This window comes from Asaia sp. Ae19-3, from assembly GCF_059801175.1.
Genome location: NZ_JBCHWF010000001.1, coordinates 1,505,630 through 1,527,005, shown reverse-complemented (window position 1 = coordinate 1,527,005; position 21,376 = coordinate 1,505,630). Strand labels below are relative to the sequence as shown.

Below are 21,376 nucleotides of genomic sequence, written 5' to 3'. Positions count from 1 at the left end.
AAACAGACGTCAGTAAAAAACGCTGCGTGTCAGGAAGTGGAGGAGCGGTAGTCCGAAATACGCGCCTCGACAAGGTCGGCCAGCAGTCTGGCACTGTGAGGATGGGCAAAAGCGTGCGCCGCTCTGGCTGCCGCAGCCAGGCGTTCGGGATCGTTCAGCAATGAGCCCAGAAAAGCCGAGAGTGTCTCGGGCGTCAGACTGTTCTGCCTAAACATCCAGGCGCCCCCCTCATCAACCAGCTGGGTCGCATTGGCGCCCTGTTCGTCAGAGGCGGCAATCGGCAGCGGCACGAGTATGGACGGGCGACCGGCAATGGTGAGCTCGGCGACAGATGACCCACCGGCACGTCCGATGACCAGATGCGCTTTTTTCAGAAGGCTTGCGACGTCGGAAAAGAAAGGGGCCAGTTCGCAATCAATCCCGGCTTTTTCATAGGCAGCGCGCACATCGGCGAGATCTTTCTCGTGTACCTGCTGCGTGACATGCAGACGCGCACGAAATCCTGCGGGAAGCTGGGCAAGAGCCGCAGGAATGATCGTCGAGAAAATCTTGGCGCCCAGCGAACCGCCCCAGACCAGAAGATGGATGGCATCACCCGGAGGCGTATATTCTTCCTCGAGTAGGGCTTCGATTTCAGAACGTACCGGCATGCCGGTCAGCGTGGCGCGTAATCCGAGCGGCAGTCGCGCAACAGTGGGATAGGAGGTGGCGATGGCCGTGGCAAAGCGCGCCAGCAGCGCATTGGCCTGTCCCAGAACGGCATTGCCTTCATGCAGGATCACAATCGGGCGGCGCGACCCTGCCATGAAACGGCTGCCCAGAATGGGCGGTACGGATGGGTAGCCGCCAAAACCGATGACCGCAATCGGGTTGATCTGGCGATGCAGCCTGCGCGCGGCCCATGCCCCCCGCAGCAGGGAAGCCACGCCGCGCAGCTTGGCAGAAATACCCTTGCCTGCAACGCCGGTACCATCGAGCACATATTGCGGACGATCCTTGAAAACACCGGTCAGGCGCTTGCCCGCACGTTTATCGGTCATCAGCACCAGCTCATGACCGCGCGCAGCGAGTTCTGTAGCGAGCGCTTCTGCCGGAAAGAAATGGCCGCCCGTGCCTCCTGCGGCAATCACGATTGGACGGTTCATGATGTCGGTCCTTCCCGAAGCGAGGTCCAGTGGCCCTGGCTGGCATAATGCGAGCTGATCGGGCTGGCAGAGACCTGATGACGCGTCAGGGCCAGCACCATGCCCAGAGTCAGGGCGATAGAAAGAGCGGATGAGCCGCCATAGGAAATGAGCGGCAGCGTCATGCCCTTGGTCGGAATCAGATGCAAGGTCGAGCCCATATTGATAAAGGCCTGCAGGCCAAAACCCGCCACCAGACCCGAGGCTGCAGTGATAACGAATGGATCGCTCTCACGCATCAGCTTGAGTAATGTGCGCACCACGATCACGGCAAAAACGAGAATAATGAAGAGGCAGATGAACAGCCCGTATTCCTCGCCTGCCACGGCAAAAACGAAATCGGCATGGGCGTCTGGCAGAAGATCCTTCACCCGGCCTTCACCGGGACCACGGCCCATCATGCCGCCATTGCCAAAAGCGCGCAGAGCCGTGTCGATCTGATAGTGATCACCGACATTGGGGTGCAAAAACCGTTCCACGCGCGAGCGCACGTGGGGGAAGGCCACATAGGCGCCCGCGAAGGCTGCGATCATGGCGCCCACACCGGCACCCACGAAAATGATCGGCAGGCCATTCACGAAAAGCTGGATGAAGAACACCATGGTGATGACCGACAACATGCCGATATCCGGCTGCGATTTGAGCAGCAGCAGAATCAGCCCGAAACAGCCAAAAGCGATCAACATGCCCGGAAAGCGGATCGAGCCCATGATCGTCCGTCGGCGTTGCTCTGCCAGCAGCCATCCCGTAACGACAGCGAAGAACGGCTTGAGGAACTCTGAGGGCTGAACCGACATCATGGGCAGCGCGATCCAGCGACGTGCGCCCTTGATCTCGACCCCATGCACCAGCGTCATGAAGGTGGCCGCAAGGGCGATCACCCCGCCAATCAGGGCGAGACGCCTGATCGCCGGACGGGAAAGCGATGACACGACCAGCACTACGGCGCCTGCGAGCAACAGGAAGATGACCTGCTTGAGAATGAACATCTCGCGTGAGGCGCCGATACGCACGGCCACGGCAGGGCTGGCGGCGAGCATGAGGATATAACCGAAGGCGATCAGGATTCCGACACAGCAGAGTGTGACGCGATCGATATTGCGCCACCACCGTCCAATTCTGGACGTATCGACACGTGAGAGCCCTGCCATATTCCCCTAATCCCTCTGGCCCTACGGATCAGGGCGTTTCTGAATCGTGTAGACGAGTCAGGATATCCACAAACTGCGCACCACGCGCCTCAAAACTTGCAAACTGGTCAAAGCTTGCACAGGCAGGAGACAGCAGAACAACCGGCACATCGAGGGCTCTTGCGGCGGCAAGGGCTGCTTCGGTCGCCACATCGAGTGTGCCGCAGTTTTCGACGGCAACATGATGGTCCTGCAGGGTCTTTTGCAGCACAGGCGCGTCGCGCCCGATCAGAAATGCCTTGGCAATACGTCCGAAAAGCGGCGCCAAAGCGTCGATCCCGCCAGACTTGGCGGTGCCCCCGGCAATCCAGATCACCTTGTCATAGCAAAGCAGAGCCTTTTCGGCGGCTTCGGCATTGGTTGCCTTGCTGTCATTGATGAAGCGTATGCCGTCAATCACGCCGGCCAGGGCCTGACGATGAGGCAGGCCTGGATAGGTCCTGAGGCCTTCGGCAATTTCTTGCTCATCCAGACCGAGATGCCGCGCCATGGCGCTGGCTGCGAGAGCGTTCTGCAGATTATGCGCCCCCGGCAAAGTCGGGGCCTGCTGCATCGGCGTTGCGATAGCCGCTACGGAAGGCGCATCACAGACCGAGAGCCTGAGAACCGTAAGACCCTCGAGAGCACAATCCTGCGCTATTTCACGGCAATAGGCGTCGTCTATGCTGATCACAGCGAGATCCAAAGCCGTCATATTGTCGAAGACGTGACGCTTGGCAGCGGCGTAGCCTGCCATGTCGCCATGTCGGTCGAGATGATCCGGGGTCAGATTGAGCAGGCAAGCCGTGTCAGCATGAAAATCATGCAGACGTTCGAGCATGTAGGATGACATCTCGATCACATACACGCCGTTATCGGGCAGGAGCGGCAGGGCGAGCGAGGCTGTGCCGAGATTGCCACCTGCAGCTACCGGATAACCGGCCTTTTCCAGCATATGCGCGAGCAGCGCGGTCGTGGTTGACTTGCCATTGGTGCCGGTGATGGCGGCAAAACGCGCCTTCGATCCCGCACGGCGTACGGCCTGAAACAGGATTTCCGCATCCGACAGAATGGGCACATGGGCTTCGCGTGCCTTGACGGCAGCCGGGTGCGGTGTGGGCAGAAGATGCGGGATGCCTGGTGACAGAATGAGCGCGTCAAAACCCGCAAGCGTCTCGATCGGAGCTGCCGTAAAGCGTTTCCGGGCTGGATCGGCTTCAGGCGGGTTTTTGTCATCCCAGGCCTGCACTTCTGCGCCCATGGCAAGAAGCGCTCTGACCACGGCGCTGCCATTGCGGCCCAGTCCGGCCACGGCGAAACGCGACCCGGCAAAGAGATCGGAGGGGAAGGCGCGCTCCGTCATGTCAGCGCAGCTTCAGCGTGGCGAGACCGGCTAGGCCGAGCAGGATCGAGACGATCCAGAACCGGATGACGATCTTGGGTTCCTGCCAGCCCTTTTTCTCGAAATGATGGTGTAGGGGGGCCATCAGGAAGACGCGTCGTTTGGTGCGCTTGTACCAGAAGACCTGGATCACGACCGACAGCGTTTCGACGACAAAAAGCCCGCCCACGATGCACAGAACCAGCTCATGCTTGACCGCAACGGCCACGGCACCCAACGCGCCGCCAAGCGAAAGCGAGCCTGTATCGCCCATGAAGACATCGGCAGGCGTTGCGTTGAACCAGAGAAACCCGAGCCCGGCGCCGATCAAGGCGGCGCAGAAAACCGCCAGTTCGCCCGTGCCCGGCACCAGATGCAGTTGCAGGTAATCAGCAAAGACGCGATTGCCCACGAGATAGGCAATCAGGGCAAAAACCAGAGCGGCAATCACCACAGGCACGATGGCAAGACCATCGAGACCATCAGTGAAATTCACGGCATTGCCAAAGCCGGTCATGGTGAGCATGGCGAAAAGCGGAAAGGCAAAGCCCAGCGGTAGCAGGAAATCCTTCACGAAGGGGAAGGCCACCATGTTGCGCAGTTCCGGCGGCATCAGGCTTTCCATCCAGTATCCGGCGATCAGCGAGGCAGCGAATTCGCTGCCCAGACGGGCGCGTTTGGACACACCCGCCGTGTTGCGTCTGGAGAGCTTGAGATAGTCATCCGCAAAGCCGACCGCGCCGAAAGCAGCGGTTACGAACATGACAGCCCAGACAAAACCGTTGGTCAGATCGGCCCAGAGCAGGGTGGAGACGAAAAGCGCAATCAGGATCAGCATCCCGCCCATGGTGGGCGTCCCGGCTTTTTCGAGAATATGCCGCTCGGGGCCGAGCGTGCGTATGGGCTGACCCTCGCGCTGGATACGCTTGAGCTGGGCGATGAACGGACGACCGAAAACCAGCGAAATGACGAAGGCCGTCAGACAGGCCCCGCCGGAGCGGAAGGTCAGATAATGGAAGAGATTGAAAAAGCCGCCATGAGTCGTGTCGTGAATGGCGATGAGATTATACAGCATCAGGCTTTTGCGCCCCCGGCAAGAAGAGGGGCGACAATGTCGCGCATGCGACTGCCAAGACTGCCTTTTACGAGAACCACGTCACCGGCTTTCAGATGAGATTGGACGATTGGGGCGAGAGATGCCGCGTCTGCCTGCCAGACGCCACGCTTTTCTTCTGCAAGAGCGTCAAAAACATGGCGCATATGCGGGCAGCAGCAAAACACCAGGTCGGCATGGGCCATCAGGTCCGGCACCAGCGAGAGATGCTCGCTATCGGCAAACTCACCGAGTTCGCGGATATCGCCCAGAACCGCGATTCGACGCGTAGCCGGTACGAGAGCAAGCGTTTGCAGTGCTGCGCGTATAGAAAGCACCGACGCATTATAGCTCTCATCCAGCAGTGAGGCGGTGCCATTCAGTATGGGCTGTATCTCGCCCCGACCAGCCCCCGGGCGCCAGGCGGCGAGGGCCGCAATGGCCTTGTCGATCGGCAGGTCGAAAGCGCGCAGGGTGGCGAGTGCCAGAGCGGCGTTACGCGCCAGATGCGCACCAGGCGCGTTCAGGGTGACACGCTGCCCGTCAAAGTCGAAACGTGATCCATCTGCCGAAATGGCAAGATCGGTCAGCCTGTAATCGGCGCGATCGGAGAGCCCGACGCGAGAGAGGCGCGCACTGGAATGCGCCGCAGCGCGCTCGAAAATGCTGTCGACACCGGTATCATCCGGCACCACAGCCACACCGCCTTCGGGCAGGGCGGCAATCAGATCGGATTTTTCTTCGGCAATGGCTTCGATGCTGCCCATATAGCCGAGATGCGCGCTGCCAATGGTCGTGACGACCGCCACATCGGGTCGCACCATGGCGGCGAGCGGTGCAATCTCGCCACGATGATTCATGCCGATTTCTGCCACGCAATAGGCCGTCTCACGCGGCATTCTGGCCAGTGTCAGCGGTACGCCCCAATGGTTGTTGTAGGACGCAATGGCTGCATGGGTGGGGCCGAGCGCCGAAAAGGCGCAATGCAGCATGTTCTTGGTGGTGGTCTTGCCAACCGACCCCGTCACCCCGACCATTTTTCCCGTAAACCGGGCGCGTGCGGCGTGGCCCAGAGCCTGCAACCCGGTCAGGGTGTCGGCCACATGCAGCAGGCGTGGATCGTTGCCGGCTTCGGAATCATGAACCATGACGCAGGCGGCGCCCTTGTCGAGGGCGGTTGCGATATGGGCATGGCCATCGCTGTTTTCGCCGACAAGTGCGATAAAGAGATCGCCTGGCTCGAGGCTGCGCGTGTCGATTGAAATGCCGCTCACCACAAGCTCGCCGTCAAGGATTCCGCCTGTTGCCTCACGCAGCTCGGCGCTGGTCCAGAGCGCGCTCATGCCGATACTCCCGCCAGTTCGCGGATAACGGCGCGATCGTCAAACGGGGTGGTGACACCTGCAATTGTCTGGCCGCTTTCATGGCCCTTGCCCGCCACAACCACGACATCGCCTGCACCTGCCTCGGCAAGAGCGGCGGCGATGGCGGCGCGACGATCGCCGATTTCGAGCGCATCGGGGCAGGCGGCGCGAATGGCGGCACGTATCGTTGCCGGATCTTCACTGCGTGGATTGTCATCGGTCACGATGGCGCTATCGGCCAGTCTGGCGGCGATCTGCCCCATGAGCGGACGCTTGCCGCGATCGCGGTCACCGCCTGCGCCAAAGACGACAATCAGGCGGTTCTGTGCATGAGGGCGCAGGCTATGCAGCAGATGCTCGAGGGCATCGGGAGTATGGGCGTAGTCGACATAGACACCAGCCCCGTTATCGAGTGTCACGGCCAGTTCGGCTCGGCCGCGCACACCACCCAGACGGGGAATGAGGTCGAGAACAGCGCGGGCCTCGGCATCGTCATTCCATGCAAGGGCGGCGGCCAGCAACACGTTATCGACCTGAAAACGCCCGGTCAGGCCAAGCTCGTAATCAGGCAGGGTTTCGCCGAAGAGGGAGAGTGACACGATCTGGCCATGGGGCAGGGGCGTTGCACGCAGAAGCCTGATGGTTTCGCCCTGTTCACCCACGCTGCGCAGGCGCAGTTTGCGGGCCTGCGCCACGTCTCGCAGCGCAGCAACCGTCTCGGCATCCATATCGGCGTTGAGAGCGGCAATGGCACCCTCAGGGAGCAGATCGGCAAACAGCCTTATCTTGGCGGTACGATAGGCCTCAATCGTGCCGTGATAATCGAGATGGTCGCGTGTGAGATTGCTGAACCCGCCTGCGCAGAGTGAAACACCGTCGAGACGGTGCTGATCGAGCCCGTGTGAAGAGGCCTCGAGCGCTACGTGATCGATACCTGCCGCCTTGAGGCGGGCAAGGCTCTGCACCAGAGAGACGGCATCCGGTGTCGTGAGGGGTGGCGGGGCCTCGACCGGGATATCGCTGATAAGACCAAGCGTCCCGATACTGGCCGTGGGCATGCCACCCAGAGACCAGAGCTGACGAAGAAAATCGGCCGTGCTGCTCTTGCCATTCGTCCCGGTTATGGCCGCGATGCATCGTGGCTGCGGACCAGCCAGAACCTGCGCGATGACAGCCAGATCATGACGCGGTGACGCGGTCTGAATACAGGGAATGGAGAGATCAGCCGGGATTCTCGCCGCTGATGGCAGAAGCAGCGTAGCCGCGCCCTGCGCCACAGCCTGCGGAATGAAGCGGGCGCCATCTTGGGCGACACCAGGCAGGGCCGCAAATATCATGCCGGGCCCGACGGCCCGACTATCGGCGGTGATGCCGCTGATGTCAGGGTCAATAGCCGCAGCCGGGGCGGTCAGACCGGCCCGATGCAAAATCTCTGAAAGGCGCATGGCTCAGCCTCTTTCGGGGGAATGGTGCGCGCTGCGCTCGGAAGCCTTGGCCGCAAGCTTTGCTGCTTTTTCTGCAGCTTTGGCGGCGACCTTTTCTTCTTTTTCTTTCTGGGCGGCGATACGCGGATCGCCAGGGTCGTTGCCCGGGCCGAGTGCTCGCTTGCCTGGTGGAATGCCGGGTTCGAGCGGAATTGCCATGTCGGCGTCTATCTTTGCCGCATTTTTCGTGTCGGGGAACATGCCGAGCATCGGTCCGATACGAGCGATCAGCTTGCCGGTGGTCGGCGCAGCGTTCCAGCCCGATGTCACAAAACCATGGGTCTTGGGTGTCGGGTGCGGTGAATCGAGCATGACATAAACGGCATAACGCGGCGCATTCATCGGGAAGATCGAGGTGAAGGCCGAGATATTGACGTGTTTGAGATAGCGGCCATTGGGGCCGACTTTTTCTGCCGTACCCGTTTTGCCACCCACGAAATAGCCCGGCACTTCGGCGCTGCGGGCTGTACCCTGCGTAACGTCAAGGCGCAGCATCTTGCGGATGAGTCGCGAGTTCTCCTCCGACACCACGCGCAACCCTTCGGGGGTCAGGGGCGGGGATGGGGCATCGCCTGTCGCATCCGCAGACGCGTCAGGCTTGAACGCTGCAGGCACAACCGGCGCACCTGCAGGAGCCGCCCCGGCAGGCGCCGCCGGAGGCGACGTCGAGGGGCCGGGCGCTGGCAGAGTGCCATCATTGGGTTTGCTGTCGTCGCCCTGATCGCGGGCGACGAGCGTCGGCTTGATCAGGATACCGCCATTCACGGTCGCTGCTGTGCCGCGTACGATCGCCAGCGGCGGCTCTGCCACACCGTGACCGAAGCCGACGGTCATGACGGTTGAAACACCCCAGTTCTTCGATGACGGCACGATGGGGCGACCCGCTTCGGGCAGCTCGATCGGCACGCGGTTGAAGAACCCCATGGTGCGGAGCCATTCCTGCTGCTTCTTGGCGCCGACATCGAGCGCGATATGCGCGGCTGCCGGGTTGGACGATTTGGCCAGCACGTCTGGCAAGGCCAGCCAGGGGGCAAAATGGTCGGTTTTGATGTCTGAAATCGTGAAGCGCCCGATATGGATCGGGATGGTCGAGAAACGGTCCCAAATATGGGCCACGCCATATTCGATCGCCATCGCGGCCGTTTGCAGCTTGAAGGTCGACCCTGGCTCATACATGCCGGTCACGGCCCTGTTGAAGCGGGAATCAGCAGGCGCATGGCCGAAATCATTGGCATCATAATCCGGCAGGCTGACCATCGAGATGATCTCGCCCGTATTCACATCCATCACGATGGCCGCAGCGCCGATCGCCTGGAACTCGTCCATGGCGGCCTGGGTCACTTCACGGGCGACGGCCTGGATGCGCACGTCGAGCGACAGGCGCAGCGGGGTGCGATCCTTGTTCAGACGCTCATTGAAAAACCGTTCGACACCAGCCACGCCGTGATCGTCGATATCCACGCCGCCGAGAATCTGTGCGGCCGTACGGCCGAGCGGATAGTGGCGGCGCTCACTTGCCTCGAAATAGATACCGGGGATGCCAAGGTTATTGATGGCAATTTCCTGCACCGGCGAAATATCGCGCGCGATATAGACGAACTGCTTTTTGAGCGAGAGGCGCCGCGTCGTCTCGGCCTCGTCGAGCTGAGGCAGAACGCTCTTGAGCTTCTTCGCCGCATCGGGCGCGTCGATAAGCTCCATCGGATTGGCGTAGACCTGCGCCACAGGGAGCGACAAGGCCAGCGTCTGGCCGTTGCGATCGACAATACTGGCGCGATGCACGTCAGGCAGGGCAAAATCGCCCGCAATCTGCCCTTTGGGGTCGCTCTTGGGAATTTCAGGAACCTGAGAGGCAATCTGACGCTTCTCAGGAGCCATGGGCATGAAAACGGTTGCGAGGCTCAGCTTGCCTGCGACCAGACCGAACAGAAACAGAAAACCGAGGCCGACACCGATTAGCCTCGTATGCATCTGGTCAAGCGACGCCTTGAACCGCTTGGGACTCCTGCCTTCAGGGCGCGAAGGCGCGCCGTCGGGATAGCCCGACCGTTTGGGGGGAGGTGTCCTGCCAGCCATGCTCAGGCGCTTCCATATCCGCTCAGTTGGCGAGAGGCGTTGGCGGTGGCAGCGCATCACCATAGCCTGCGAGAGACGAAGACGATCCGGAATCGCTCTGCACATGATGAGGCTTGGCGGGCTGAATGGCAACGTCCACATTCTGGCGTGCAGCGTGGGCCGGCGCGGCCACGCGCGGATTGCGCCATGTCGTGGCGGCAGTGGCCTGCGGCCGGTTGCCACGGAATGTGGCCAGACGGACGGCCAGATCATCGCTGCTGCTCTGGGCCGTTGTGCTGCGTGTGGTGGCATGAACGACAGCGTCGTAACGATGGCTGTGATGTGCGGCCTGACCGAGTTCGTCAGACACGACATGGGGGTGACTGCTCTGTTGGGCCAGCTCGATGGTCGGGCGCGGCGCCGGGGGCATCAGGCGTGTCGAATGGGGCGTTGCGGCCGTGCGTGCGACAGGTGCCACGTGGGGCGTGGCCGAAGCGAGCGCTAGGCGCGGCGCTGCGGGAGCATCCGCAGCCGGGATGACCGCGCCCGGATTGCCCGCAGGGGAAGGGCGATGATGCGGCATCTCGGCACTGGCAATGAGCGCAGACGTGTTGTCATGCGACGCAGGCGCGACCGAAGCCTTGGGTTCGGGCGCTCTCTGCTCAGGCGCCCTGGGTGCCGCAACGGTAGCGGGTGCCGCTGCCGGGGCGTTGGACACGGCAACACTCAGGCTCTCGCGCGGATCGCGGAAGGCAGGCTTGGTACTGGGCGCGGGCAGGGAGTCGATCATGCTGGCCAGACGCACATACTGCGTCGGGGCCATGGGATGCAGCTGGCCAAGGAAACGTGTCGAGAGGGCGCTCAGTCGATCCGGCTGGTTCAGCAAGGCCCATTGCGTGCGCAGCATTGCCGTCTGCTGACGCACACGCTCCGTTTTCTGCACGACCGTCGTGATATGCTGATCCAGAACGGTCGTCTCATGCTTCTTGGTATAGAGAAACATGCCCGAACCGCCGGCAAGGAGTGCGCAGAAAATCGTAAATGGCCGGATCATGAATGAGACCCCCTAACAGAGGCTGAAGGTACGGTGCGGAGCAGGCTGCGCAGCTTGGCGCTGCGGGAACGGGGATTACGGCGGATCTCGTCTTCCGAGGCGAGAACCGGGCGCGTATGGGGCAGAATGAAGTCGGGTTTCACGAAACGCTCTGCCATGGGTTCATGGCGAGAGGGACGGCTGACACGACCAGCCGCCTGGGCGAGGGCACGCTTGACCAGACGATCTTCGAGAGAATGGAACGTCACCACGACCAGCTTGCCGCCATCGGCCAGAAGGCCTGGGGCCGTGTCCAGCGCACGCTGCAATTCGCCGAGCTCGTCATTCACGGCGATGCGAAGCGCCTGAAACGTGCGTGTCGCGGGATGAATGCCCGATTTGTCAGGGCGTACAACGCTGCGCACGATATCCGCAAGGCGCGCCGTCGTATGGATGGGCTCTTCGGCACGTGCGCGGATGATGGCAGCGGCAATACGGCGTGACATCCGGTCTTCGCCGTAATGATAGATGATATCGGCCAGTTCGTCGGCATCCGCCTTGTTGACCAGATCGGCTGCCGAGCGCCCCGACTGCGACATACGCATATCGAGCGGCCCGTCATGGCGGAACGAGAAACCACGCTCTGCTTCGTCGATCTGATAGGACGACACGCCGATATCGAGCACGATACCATCGAAGGGGGCTTCGTCAGCCAGCAGATCGGCCATGGCACCGAACGTGCCTGGCACGGCGACGAGCTTGTGCGATGGCGCGCTGGTGGCCAGCTCGGCCGCAAGAGCTTCGGCACGGGCAATCGCCGTCGGGTCGCGGTCAATGCCCCAGACAGTGCAGGCTGCGCGCGACAGAATGCCGCGGGTATAACCACCGCCGCCGAATGTGCCATCGACATAGCGGCCTCCGTCATGCGGGGCCATGGCGTCGAGCACTTCGGGCAGCATCACAGGCACATGGCCGGGGTCGTGCTGGGTCAGCAGGGCGAGGGGGGCGATCGCGTTCATGATGCCAGCTCGCTGGTGTTTGTCGTGGGGCGGCTGGTCATGCGTCTTGCGCGGGTGCGGGCTTCCTCACGACGCCTTGCGCCTGCCTCAGGCTCCCAGATCTGGAAGACACGGCCGAGCCCCATGAAGGAAATCTCATCGACGAGATTGGCATGACGCTTGAGCACATCCGGCAGGATGATGCGCCCTTCCTTGTCTGCATCGATCGGATAGGCATCGGCATAGAGGCTGGCAGCGAGATCGTCGTGATCGTCCGAGAAAATATCCAGCGACTCAACCGGCCCGGCAAGGGTGGCAAAAGCGGCGCTGGGCCAGGCTTCGATGCAGGGGTGAAGATGCGAGGGGCGCAGAATGACGAGGCTTTCCTCAGGCTGGGCCTGAGCACGAAGAGCGGCGCGAAAGGATGCCGGAATGGACACGCGGCCCTTGGCGTCAAAACGGTTCTGATGCGTGCCAAGAAACACACTCACGCCGTTCGATGCCTCCTCGCCGTTCAAGAGTGACTGCCAATGACTTTTCTCGTTCGGAGCAGGACATGGCCGCTTGCTGCATGTCTCTGGGGCCGTCCGGGATAGTTTTGGGATATCATGGGATTTTATGGGACGTCAAACAATTCGCACCAAAAAATGGCGGAATTCCTAGATTTTTTCGAGGTCTCCGAATATTATGTTCTTATAATGTTCTCATTTTTGATGCGTGGTCGCAATCATGACTGCGCCGTGACGAATTTTATCTTGATCTTATTCACAAAGAACAAAAGGTGATTAAGGCGCGATTATGTCGGGGAAGGGCATTTTTTGCTGTTATTTCCGTAAAAAGCGCGAAATCTTGGGTCTGGATTGCACGATGTTATGGCGGCGAGATGGAAATGATCAGCCCCTCGGGTGCGCTCGAAAACCGACGCATCAGGCCATCAGATTTTTGCGAAGAATAATGTCAGACGGTCTGTAAGCCGGGTTCTGTCCGCCAATGGCGGGGCGATCATTCCTCTGGGACCGGTCTTGCAACCGGCCTCACGCAACCAACCCGAATGACAAGGCGGGAGAGCCTCTGATCCCATCTCGTGAGAGACGGATCCGCCATTCCTATTCGGTCTTGCTCCCGATGGGGTTTGCCCTGCCTCCCGCGTTACCGAAGGAGCGGTGCGCTCTTACCGCACCGTTTCACCCTTGCCTGCAGCTCGAGAGCCGGGCAGGCGGTTTGTTTTCTGTGGCACTTTCCCTAGGGTCGCCCCCGCCGGCCGTTAGCCGGCATCGTTCTCCCGTGGAGCCCGGACTTTCCTCCATCACGCCGGTTCGCACCGACGCAGCAGCGATCGCCCGACCGTCTGACGGGCGCAACCTGACCGATGCCTGATGCGGGGTCAAGCGGCTGGCACGGAATTTATGTCATGCTGGTGGCTCTCGGGCTTTCAATGGTCTGCGAAGAAGGCTGTCTGGCGGGGCGTATTGCGGCCGGCCACTTTCCGTGGGCCTGTCGCCTGTCGTAAGCCGGAAAAGAAGTGGAGCGCGGTTAGGTGGCTTTCTTCAACCGGTTGTTGCTCTTGTCTGCGCCTGCATTTGATTTGGAATAATAATTCCAAATATTTCCTGATTATCTCCAGATATTCGCCAGTTCGCTATGATGAAAGTCGGTGCCCAGAGATATTGAGGGGAATATTCCCATTAGTGCTCTGTGGAAGGTTCTCCGCAGGGGTCGTTCCGACAGGGAGGCGAGCGGTACGACGAAGATTCTGAGACCGGCGCGCCTAGGCAAGGTCCTAAAATGCACCAGGTGGAGCTGCACCAGAGAGAAAGGCAGAGTGAGGCCTGCGATCTCAGAGAATTACTTCCTCGATCGGGAAGGGCGTCTTGCTTTCACCCGGACGTATATTTCTCTGGCCAAATTCCTGCAGGCGGCCCTAGCTTCGGCACATGACAGATTTGCCCGTTTCGCGTCCCGGATGGCTCTATCGCCTTTTTCTGCACTGGCTAAAAAAAGCGGCCAAAGGTCGTGACGGATTGCCGCTTCCTGCCAGCCTGACGCCTGAATCTCTGGCGGCCCTGCGTCGCATGACGGGCATGCCGAGTTTTCCGCAGGCGCTGTCATCGTTGCAGATCAGGGAATGGCGCGAAATCAGCGTACCCTGTGGCAGCGAGACGCGCCTTGCCCGGCTCTATCGCCCGAGAGGCGAGGTTATCGGGCTTGTGCTTTTCATGCATGGCGGCGGGTTTGTGCATTGCGATCTTGTCTCGCACCACGGGATCTGTTGCCGTCTGGCGCGTCATTCCGGCGCGATGGTGCTGTCGCTCGATTATCGTCTTGCCCCAGAGGCGCCGTTTCCGGCGGCGGTCGATGACGGGTGGGGGGCGCTGCTCTGGCTGCATGAGCAGGCCGAGGCCCTAGGCCTGCCTGTTGCGGTTTGCGGCGACAGCGCGGGGGGTAATCTTGCGGCCGTGCTGGCGTATCGGGCCAGAGAGCACAAGCTGGGGCGCATGGCGGCGCAGCTGCTCTACTACCCGACCGTCAGCGGGCTGCTCTCGCCGCCAAGTCGCGAGATTTACGGGCAGGGCTATATGCTGACGGCACGCCTGCTGGAATGGTACGGTCGGCAATATAGTCGATCCGATCAGGATATGCTCAACCCGGATCTGGCGCCGGTCTTCGCTGATGATTTCGCCGGTCTTGCCCCGGCGATGATTGTCACGGCGGGCTTTGACCCGTTGCGGGGCGAGGCCGAGCTTTATACGCGCCTGCTGAGAGACGCTGGTGTGAGCGTGCGTCTGATCTGCTTCCCACGCGCGATTCATGGTTTTCTGAATTTCTACGCGGCGCTGGTCGATGGCAGAAGGGCACTGCGTCGGGGCGGACGCTTCCTGCGCCAGCGTTTTGACGATGCACGTCGAGGGCGCCGGGTCTCGACATGAAAAAGCCGGGCTGAGAGCCCGGCTTTCCCTGATTATTGCTGCGCCATCGCGTGGAAGCGGCCAGGCGAGCCCTGATCGGTGGCAAGAAGGCGATCGGCCCTGTTCACCTTGATGGTAAACAGACGATCGAAGGTACCCGCCTTGCCCGGGCAGCCATCATTGCTGCGCTGCATGAAATCGACGCGCGTTGCCTCTGGCGGATCATTGCCGTTGATGATCGGCACGAGGCATTTCGCGGGCACGGTGGTCATGCCGTTATGCGTGACCATGACGCGCAGATGCTCGACGAGCTTCGTATTATCGAACCAGGCGAGACGATCGAACTGGATCTTGTCTGCTGCCTGATCGAGCCAGCCCATTTTCATGACCACAATGGCCAGAAGGGAGACAGGCACAAGCACGACCAGACGGCGCAGGAGATGCTGCTTGAGCGTGCGCGGCTTGCGACGCCCCGAGCCGAGCTTGGGGGCGTCGGTTCGGGAGGTGTTTTTGGGATCTGAGGCCAAGGGAGCGCCTTATTCCACGTCTTCGTGCCAGACCTGCCCGTCGCGGGCGAGCATCTGACGGGCTTCTTCGGGGCCCCAGCTTCCGGCGGCATAATGAGCCATTGGGACTTCATTTTTCGCCCAGGCTTCCATGACCGGCGCAACCCATTTCCATGCCGCCTCGACTTCGTCACGACGGATGAACAGGACAGGGTAACCGCGCACGGCGTCGAGCAGCAGGCGCTCATAGGCATCGGGATAACGCACGGAGAAGGCGCGCTCGAAATGCACGTCGAGATTGGTTTCCCACAGGCCGAAATCATCATCCAGCGGGTTCTTGACGTTGAACTGCCACGACACGCCCTCATCCGGCTGGATGCGGATGACGAGCACGTTCTTTTCCGGCTGAGACGGGAAGAGCTTTGTGGCCGAGGGCTTGAAGGTAACGACGATCTCGCTGACCTTGGCCTTCAGACGCTTTGCCGAGCGGATGTAGAACGGCACGTTCTTCCAGCGTGGGGTGTCGATTTCGGCACGCAGGGCGACATAGGTCTCGGTGTTGCTCTCATGGCCGAGCTCTTCGAGATAGCCTTCAACCGTGGCGCCCTTGCTGTGGCCCTTGGTGTATTGCGCGCGCACCGTGCTGGTGGGCAGGGTCTTCGCATCGAGAGGCACGAGCGATTTCAGCACCGACACCTTGGCGTCACGCACGTCATCGGCCTCAAGCGAGGCAGGCTTTTCCATCGCGACGAGGCAGAGCACCTGCAGCAGATGGTTCTGCACCATGTCACGCAGCGCACCCGAATTGTCGTAATAGGCGGCGCGCCCTTCGACACCGACGAGCTCGCCAGCAGTGATCTGCACGGACTCGATATGCTCACCCGACCAGACCGCTTCGAAAAGCGGGTTGGCAAAGCGCAGCGCGATCACGTTCTGGACGGTTTCCTTGCCCAGATAGTGGTCGATGCGGAAAACATTGCTTTCCTTGAAATATTGACCGACGCCTTCGTTGATCTCTTCGGCCGTCTTCAGATCGATGCCGATCGGCTTTTCCAGCACAACGCGGCTGTCATCGGTGACGAGGCCTTCGTTATGCAGGTTCTTCGAGATGGCGCCGTACAGATCGGGAGCGGTGGCGTAATAGAACACGCGCACATGCTCTTCTGCCTTGTGGCTCAGAACCTCGCGCAGGCCTTCCCAGTTGCTATCCGGCTTGGAGCCGTCAAGGCTCACGTAATGGATCATGTCCAGAAAGCGATCGACCGTGTCTTCGTCGAAATCGTCAGCCTTCACAAAGCGCTTCAGTGCGTCGCGGGCACGGGTCTGATACTCGTTGCGCTTGAGTGGTGAGCGCGCCGTGCCAATGATACGGGCCGTATCCGGCACCTGTCCCATGGTCAGGCGATAATACAGGGCGGGCAGCAATTTGCGCATGGTCAAATCGCCGGTGGCGCCAAAAATGACGTAATCGAAAGGGGCGACCTGGTGGCAATGGGTCATCGGCCTGGCTCTCCGGTTCTCGATGGGGCAGTGCGGTCTTATGACATGCGGGCCCGGATGGGGTAAAGGTAGCAAAGAGAACGCGCCCCAAAGCAGGGCGTTCGGGCGCAATATGCGTTGACCCGCCCTGTCGAGCCGCGATAAGCCGCCTCTCTTCGCAAGCGTCTGCCCGGGCGCTTGTGGCTCTCTGGCCCCAGAAGGGCCGCGTGCAACCCCCGCTTTCGAGGTCACCATGTCTGACATGCCTTTTGATATTGACGAAGCCGCCGCCAGCCGTGCGCGTCAGGCTGCTGATCCTGACTCGAATGTCGGTGGTATTGCCGTCGATCGTCTGCGGAGCGTCATCGAGCGCGTTGAGCGTCTCGAAGAAGAGCGCAAGGCGCTTGCAGGCGATATCAAGGACATCTTCAGCGAAGCCAAATCGGCCGGTTTCGATGTTGCCACCATCAAGAACATCATCAAGCTGCGCAAGAAAGAGCCCAACGAGATCGAAGAGCAGGAGACGCTTCTCGACATCTATCGCCGCGCACTCGGCATGTAAGGGCCACGGCCGCGCCTCTTTGCATTCAGGCAACAGGGCGCGGTTTCTGTGAAGATTTGAAGACAGCGCACCTCTCGCGCTGACAAGCTGACCTGCCATTGATATGAACCGCGCATTCCCGGTTTCTCATTTCTGGCAGGTAACAAATGTCAGCGGCAGAATGGTGCCTAAGACAGTCCGTATGGACGTCTCTGTATGAGCGTATCCGGCGACAGAACCGCAGGTCGGATAGCGATGATCTGCTCCAGACCGCCCTCATGCATCTTTTCGAGCGCGGCGTGGAAGGTATCGATCATCCTGAAGCCTATGTGCTGCGCACGGCGCGCAATCTGGCCATCGATCGGGCCAGGCGCGAGAAGCGTGTGGGTTTCTCCTCATTCGATGCGCAGGAAGGTATCGAGCCTGTCTGCCTCCAGCCTGGCCCCGAACGCGTGTTGCTTGGACGCGAGCAGCTTGAGCGCGTGCGCGTCGCTTTTGCGGCGCTCGATGCCCGGACGTCGCGCATCTTCCTGATGCACCGGCTCGATGGGCTGACCTATGGCCGCATCGCGAAGACTCTCGAACTGAGCGTCAGTACCATCGAGAAATCTATTGCCCGTGCGCTGGCCCATCTGGCCCTTGCCCTGATGCATGACGGGCTTTCATGACCCCGCACCAGGTCGAACAGGCAGCAAGCTGGCAGGCTAGGCTGCTTTCCGAGCACTGCTCCGATCATGATCGTGCCCGGTTTGCCGATTGGCTGGGCGAGAGCGAGGCCCATCATCAGGCTTATGGGCTGGTCTCGCAGATCTGGAAGTCGGGCAGTTTTGCCGAGCAAAAATCGTCGCGGAAGATATCGCGCCGTGCGGCCCTGTCATGCGGTGCGCTTTTCGGGGCACTGACGCTTTTCGGTCCTTCCGGCGCCGATGCGCGCGAATTCCGTACTGGCAGGCATGAGCGGCGCCACCTCGCGCTCGACACAATGGATATCGACATGGATGCCTGTAGCGCCGTGATCTGCGGGCCATCGCGCCACCAGATGACAATTGGCAATGGGCGCTACGCGCTCGCCTTCAGAGAAGATCAGGCCGGGTTTCGCTGCTGCGGTTGGTCGGTATCGGGGGGCAGGGGGCGCTATGCGCTCGAGATCAGCGACCGGGCCATGCAGCTTGCCGTTCTCGAGGGGGGACTGAGCCTGAGCGGTCACGGCCAGAGGCGTCTGGCTCTGGGCGAGGGGCAGGCGCTGAGTTTTGATCGCCTCACACAGCACAGCGTTGTCGCGGCAGCCCGGCCTGATGAGATCATGGCCTGGCGCGAAGGCCGCGCCCTGTTCCGCAATACGCCGCTCGATCAGGCCGTGGCGGAGATGGCGCGCTACAGCGACAGGCCCGTGATGATCCTCTCCCCCTCTCTGGCGTGTCTGCGTATCAGCGGTGTGTTTCATACGCAGGACCCAGCACGGTTTTTCAAGGCGCTCGCCCATCTCCTGCCATTGCGTGTGAGGTTCGGGCCGACGCAGATCGAGATTGTTAAGCTTTGATGAAACGAGATCGAAACGGGTGAGGGATCGCATTCCTGCGTCGTCCCTCAGGGGAACGGCCACTCCGGCCGCAGCCTGATGGAATTTGCCCCGATGATCCGTGTCCCGTCTGCCGCACCATGCCAGCGCAGAAATCTTGCCGTCGTCCTTCTTTCCCTCACCGCTCTGCCTGGCATGGCCTTTGCCCAGGCAGAGCGAACGCAGGCCGTTCTGAACCAGGGTGACGCGCAAAAGACGCTCAGCCTGAGCCAGCCTGCCGGATCGCTCGAAGAAGTGCTGACCGGGCTTGCTCGCCAGTCTGGCCGCGACATCCTGTTCTCCAGCGATCAGGTGCGCGGGCGCAAGGCGCCAGCGGTCAAGGGCAGGCTGACGCTCGACAAGGCGCTTGAACGCGCGCTGGGCGGATCAGGTCTGAGTGCGCATGTGCAGGCCGATGGGGTGGTGGTGATCGCGTCGGCTGCGCGGGGCAGCAATTTCAGGCATGACGCCCGTGATGACCGGACGGGGCAGGAACATATCACGGTTATCGGGCGTGCCGAGCGTCTGGCCCCCTCGACAGTGCCGCTGACCATCACCGAGCCGACTTCCGTCATTCAGAAGCGCTTCATCACCAATAATATCGTGCCACTGGCAAGTGTGGACGACATCATCAAGTTCCAGCCCAGCATCTGGACGCAGAACCCGAACGGCCCCGGCATGGGCAAGGCCGAAACCATGAGCCTGCGCGGCTTTCAGGATGGTCAGTACAATATGCTCTTCGACGGCATCCCGTTCGGTAATGCCAGCGATCTGCATCACACGACCTCGTCGCTGTTCATCTCGCATTTTCTTGGCGAGGTGCAGGTCAATCGCGGGCCGGGAACAGCCTCAACCATTGGTAACGCCACCTTTGGCGGGACGATAGGGTTTCAGTCCCGCACCCCGGCGCAGCATTTTGGCGTCACGCCTTATGGCACCTATGGCAGCTTCAACACGCGCGCCGGTGGCGTCGAGGTGGATTCAGGCAAGACACGCTTCGGCTCCATGGTGCTCGATCTGCAGCATGAGGAAACCGATGGCTATCTGACAGGCTCGGGCGAGCGTCGTAATAACCTGCTGTTCAAGGATGTGGCGAAGCTGGGCGAAGACACGACCCTGACCCTTCTGACCACCTATAACTGGGAAAACCAGAACACGACCCAAGGGGCGACCCTCCAGCAATATAAACAATACGGCAAGAATTACGGGCTTTGCGATAACCCGACGCTGCAATGCTATTCCGGCTATCAACCCAGCACCTACACAGCAGATTTTGATTACATCGACATCAAGAGCCGGGTGCTGAGCTGGCTGACTGTCGAAAACCGTCTCTACACCAATGGCTTCGAGCATGATTATACGGAATCGACCGACGCAAGCTCTGACGATCCAGGTGCCAATGGCGTGACGCTCTATTCTGCCAGTGGCAAAAAGCTTGCGACCTACAAGAATGATGTGCCCGGCAAATATGCCGATGCGAAGTTTCGCGATTACGGCGATACGCTCACCTTCAAGGCGCATACGTCGCAGGGCGATGTGCTGCTGGGAGCCTGGGCCGATCTGCAGGATGACCGCCGCTATACCTATGCCGTGGATCTGAGCAAGAACAGCATGATCGTGCCCGGCAAGAATGGTTCAGCGTACAGCTATGATATTTCAGACTTCAACACGACGGTTCAGCCTTATCTCGAATTCGACTGGAAGCCCTTCAAAAATACTGTCATCAAGCCGGGAATCAAATATTCCTATTTCCGTCGTGACTATGACGCCGCGATCAATAAATCGACCAAGGTACCGCTGAACGCGACACAGAAATTCAGCTCATGGCAGCCGTCGATCTCGGCAAACCAGATTATCCTGCCGGGCTGGAGCGCCTATGGCCAGATCGCCCGGGGCTTTCTTGCCCCGCCGATGAGCGTGTTCCAGACGCAGAATGTCGGCAATGTCAGCCCCGAGACCACGCTGAATTACCAGATCGGCACGGTTGTGCAGCAAAAGCGCTGGACCCTGTCTTTTGATGCTTATTACATCAATTTCTCGAATTTCATTGCATCTGCGCAGATTAAGGTGCCGGGTTTCGGCACGCAGAGCACCTCGGTCAATAGTGGTGGTGCTATCTACAAGGGGCTTGAAGTCGAGGGGCAGTATGCGCTCGGCCATGGCGTATCGCTCTACGGCAATTACAGCGTGAACGATGCCCAGTACAAGCACAGCTCGGTGCGTGTGGCGGCCACACCCAATGTGCTGGCGTCATTCGGTATTCTCTATGACGACAACAAGGGGCCGTATGCGTCTCTGATCGGGAAATTCGTCGGTAATCATTATGGGCTCGACAGCACGACCGACAGCGCGGGCAATACGGTATTTGCCAATCAGTATCGCATTGGCGGCACGACAACGGCCGATCTCGCACTTGGCTGGCATTTCAAGAAGCTGGGCGGGTTCATGCGCGACGTGACGCCGAGCCTCAAGATTGCCAATCTGTTCAATAATCGCGCCATCAGCGATTTTGCAGGCAATCAGTCGGCAGCGAGTGCGGGTTATCCCGATGGCGCACCGCTCTACTGGCGGCTGGCAGGGCGCAGCGTGTTCTTCAACCTGACCGTGACGCTGCCCTGAGGAAAA

The 21,376-nt window shown here is 60.6% G+C and carries 17 protein-coding genes and 1 other RNA gene; 5 read left to right on the top strand and 13 right to left on the bottom strand.

What is annotated here, in order from left to right; all coding sequences use genetic code 11:
- Window positions 1-29 precede the first annotated feature (29 nt).
- The 11 genes from murG to rnpB form a co-directional block, all read right to left on the bottom strand.
- Complete coding sequence (gene murG / locus AAID99_RS06530) at window positions 30-1,145, bottom strand: undecaprenyldiphospho-muramoylpentapeptide beta-N-acetylglucosaminyltransferase (protein WP_188427032.1); 1,116 nt, start codon at window positions 1,143-1,145, stop codon at window positions 30-32.
- A complete protein-coding gene (locus tag AAID99_RS06525) occupies window positions 1,142-2,335 on the bottom strand; it encodes an FtsW/RodA/SpoVE family cell cycle protein (protein ID WP_188427031.1) in 1,194 nt (397 codons plus the stop codon). The genes murG and AAID99_RS06525 overlap by 4 nt, the downstream gene beginning before the upstream one ends.
- Before the next feature lie 28 nt (window positions 2,336-2,363).
- Window positions 2,364-3,716 (bottom strand): UDP-N-acetylmuramoyl-L-alanine--D-glutamate ligase, encoded by a 1,353-nt coding sequence (murD, locus tag AAID99_RS06520; protein ID WP_498493458.1) that lies wholly within the window; start codon window positions 3,714-3,716, stop codon window positions 2,364-2,366.
- Between the two features lies 1 nt (window position 3,717).
- Entirely contained in the window at window positions 3,718-4,809 is a 1,092-nt protein-coding gene (gene mraY, locus AAID99_RS06515) for a phospho-N-acetylmuramoyl-pentapeptide-transferase (RefSeq protein ID WP_188427029.1), read from the bottom strand.
- Window positions 4,809-6,170 (bottom strand): UDP-N-acetylmuramoyl-tripeptide--D-alanyl-D-alanine ligase, encoded by a 1,362-nt coding sequence (locus AAID99_RS06510; RefSeq protein ID WP_188427028.1) that lies wholly within the window; start codon window positions 6,168-6,170, stop codon window positions 4,809-4,811. Before AAID99_RS06510 ends, mraY begins: the two co-directional genes overlap by 1 nt.
- A complete protein-coding gene (locus AAID99_RS06505) occupies window positions 6,167-7,636 on the bottom strand; it encodes a UDP-N-acetylmuramoyl-L-alanyl-D-glutamate--2,6-diaminopimelate ligase (protein ID WP_188427027.1) in 1,470 nt (489 codons plus the stop codon). The genes AAID99_RS06510 and AAID99_RS06505 overlap by 4 nt, the downstream gene beginning before the upstream one ends.
- A 3-nt stretch (window positions 7,637-7,639) precedes the next feature.
- On the bottom strand, window positions 7,640-9,646 hold the full coding sequence (locus AAID99_RS06500; protein WP_188427107.1) for a peptidoglycan D,D-transpeptidase FtsI family protein: 2,007 nt from the start codon (window positions 9,644-9,646) through the stop codon (window positions 7,640-7,642).
- A gap of 127 nt (window positions 9,647-9,773) precedes the next feature.
- Entirely contained in the window at window positions 9,774-10,784 is a 1,011-nt protein-coding gene (gene ftsL, locus AAID99_RS06495; protein WP_498493457.1) for a cell division protein FtsL, read from the bottom strand.
- On the bottom strand, window positions 10,781-11,782 hold the full coding sequence (gene rsmH / locus AAID99_RS06490) for a 16S rRNA (cytosine(1402)-N(4))-methyltransferase RsmH (protein ID WP_188427025.1): 1,002 nt from the start codon (window positions 11,780-11,782) through the stop codon (window positions 10,781-10,783). The genes ftsL and rsmH overlap by 4 nt, the downstream gene beginning before the upstream one ends.
- On the bottom strand, window positions 11,779-12,252 hold the full coding sequence (gene mraZ, locus AAID99_RS06485; RefSeq protein WP_188427024.1) for a division/cell wall cluster transcriptional repressor MraZ: 474 nt from the start codon (window positions 12,250-12,252) through the stop codon (window positions 11,779-11,781). Before mraZ ends, rsmH begins: the two co-directional genes overlap by 4 nt.
- A gap of 462 nt (window positions 12,253-12,714) precedes the next feature.
- Window positions 12,715-13,113: RNase P RNA component class A (gene rnpB / locus AAID99_RS06480), an RNA gene on the bottom strand.
- A 582-nt stretch (window positions 13,114-13,695) separates the two neighbouring features.
- Between rnpB and AAID99_RS06475 the strand changes: the two genes are divergently transcribed.
- Complete coding sequence (locus tag AAID99_RS06475) at window positions 13,696-14,688, top strand: alpha/beta hydrolase (protein ID WP_188427023.1); 993 nt, start codon at window positions 13,696-13,698, stop codon at window positions 14,686-14,688.
- Window positions 14,689-14,720: 32 nt separating this feature from the next.
- Here the strand turns inward: AAID99_RS06475 and AAID99_RS06470 are convergent, their stop codons facing one another.
- Together AAID99_RS06470 and zwf are read right to left on the bottom strand one after the other, a co-directional pair.
- Entirely contained in the window at window positions 14,721-15,194 is a 474-nt protein-coding gene (locus AAID99_RS06470) for a hypothetical protein (RefSeq protein ID WP_188427022.1), read from the bottom strand.
- 9 nt (window positions 15,195-15,203) lie between these two features.
- The gene (gene zwf / locus AAID99_RS06465; RefSeq protein ID WP_188427021.1) at window positions 15,204-16,673 is read right to left on the bottom strand and encodes a glucose-6-phosphate dehydrogenase; all 1,470 of its coding nucleotides are present in this window, start codon (window positions 16,671-16,673) and stop codon (window positions 15,204-15,206) included.
- A 241-nt stretch (window positions 16,674-16,914) separates the two neighbouring features.
- On the opposite strand from zwf, the gene AAID99_RS06460 reads away from it, so the two are divergent.
- The 4 genes from AAID99_RS06460 to AAID99_RS06445 all read left to right on the top strand — a co-directional run bounded on the left by AAID99_RS06460 (window position 16,915) and on the right by AAID99_RS06445 (window position 21,370).
- Window positions 16,915-17,214, top strand: a complete 300-nt coding sequence (locus AAID99_RS06460; RefSeq protein ID WP_051395789.1) for a DUF2312 domain-containing protein — start codon at window positions 16,915-16,917, stop codon at window positions 17,212-17,214.
- 146 nt (window positions 17,215-17,360) lie between these two features.
- On the top strand, window positions 17,361-17,861 hold the full coding sequence (locus AAID99_RS06455) for an RNA polymerase sigma factor (protein ID WP_188427020.1): 501 nt from the start codon (window positions 17,361-17,363) through the stop codon (window positions 17,859-17,861).
- Window positions 17,858-18,733, top strand: a complete 876-nt coding sequence (locus tag AAID99_RS06450; protein ID WP_498493456.1) for a FecR family protein — start codon at window positions 17,858-17,860, stop codon at window positions 18,731-18,733. Before AAID99_RS06455 ends, AAID99_RS06450 begins: the two co-directional genes overlap by 4 nt.
- A 93-nt stretch (window positions 18,734-18,826) precedes the next feature.
- On the top strand, window positions 18,827-21,370 hold the full coding sequence (locus tag AAID99_RS06445) for a TonB-dependent receptor (protein ID WP_498493455.1): 2,544 nt from the start codon (window positions 18,827-18,829) through the stop codon (window positions 21,368-21,370).
- The last annotated feature ends 6 nt before the right edge of the window (window positions 21,371-21,376 follow it).

Excerpts from the sequence above, each read along its gene's own strand:
- zwf (WP_188427021.1), bottom strand. The coding sequence starts at position 16,673 with ATGACCCATTGCCACCAGGTCGCCCCTTTCGATTACGTCATTTTTGGC.
- AAID99_RS06450 (WP_498493456.1), top strand. The coding sequence starts at position 17,858 with ATGACCCCGCACCAGGTCGAACAGGCAGCAAGCTGGCAGGCTAGGCTG.
- AAID99_RS06505 (WP_188427027.1), bottom strand. The coding sequence starts at position 7,636 with ATGCGCCTTTCAGAGATTTTGCATCGGGCCGGTCTGACCGCCCCGGCT.
- AAID99_RS06510 (WP_188427028.1), bottom strand. The coding sequence starts at position 6,170 with ATGAGCGCGCTCTGGACCAGCGCCGAGCTGCGTGAGGCAACAGGCGGA.
- AAID99_RS06475 (WP_188427023.1), top strand. The coding sequence starts at position 13,696 with ATGACAGATTTGCCCGTTTCGCGTCCCGGATGGCTCTATCGCCTTTTT.
- mraY (WP_188427029.1), bottom strand. The coding sequence starts at position 4,809 with ATGCTGTATAATCTCATCGCCATTCACGACACGACTCATGGCGGCTTT.
- AAID99_RS06445 (WP_498493455.1), top strand. The coding sequence starts at position 18,827 with ATGATCCGTGTCCCGTCTGCCGCACCATGCCAGCGCAGAAATCTTGCC.
- AAID99_RS06525 (WP_188427031.1), bottom strand. The coding sequence starts at position 2,335 with ATGGCAGGGCTCTCACGTGTCGATACGTCCAGAATTGGACGGTGGTGG.
- murG (WP_188427032.1), bottom strand. The coding sequence starts at position 1,145 with ATGAACCGTCCAATCGTGATTGCCGCAGGAGGCACGGGCGGCCATTTC.
- ftsL (WP_498493457.1), bottom strand. The coding sequence starts at position 10,784 with ATGATCCGGCCATTTACGATTTTCTGCGCACTCCTTGCCGGCGGTTCG.
- AAID99_RS06460 (WP_051395789.1), top strand. The coding sequence starts at position 16,915 with ATGCCTTTTGATATTGACGAAGCCGCCGCCAGCCGTGCGCGTCAGGCT.
- rsmH (WP_188427025.1), bottom strand. The coding sequence starts at position 11,782 with ATGAACGCGATCGCCCCCCTCGCCCTGCTGACCCAGCACGACCCCGGC.
- AAID99_RS06500 (WP_188427107.1), bottom strand. The coding sequence starts at position 9,646 with ATGCATACGAGGCTAATCGGTGTCGGCCTCGGTTTTCTGTTTCTGTTC.
- murD (WP_498493458.1), bottom strand. The coding sequence starts at position 3,716 with ATGACGGAGCGCGCCTTCCCCTCCGATCTCTTTGCCGGGTCGCGTTTC.
- AAID99_RS06455 (WP_188427020.1), top strand. The coding sequence starts at position 17,361 with ATGTCAGCGGCAGAATGGTGCCTAAGACAGTCCGTATGGACGTCTCTG.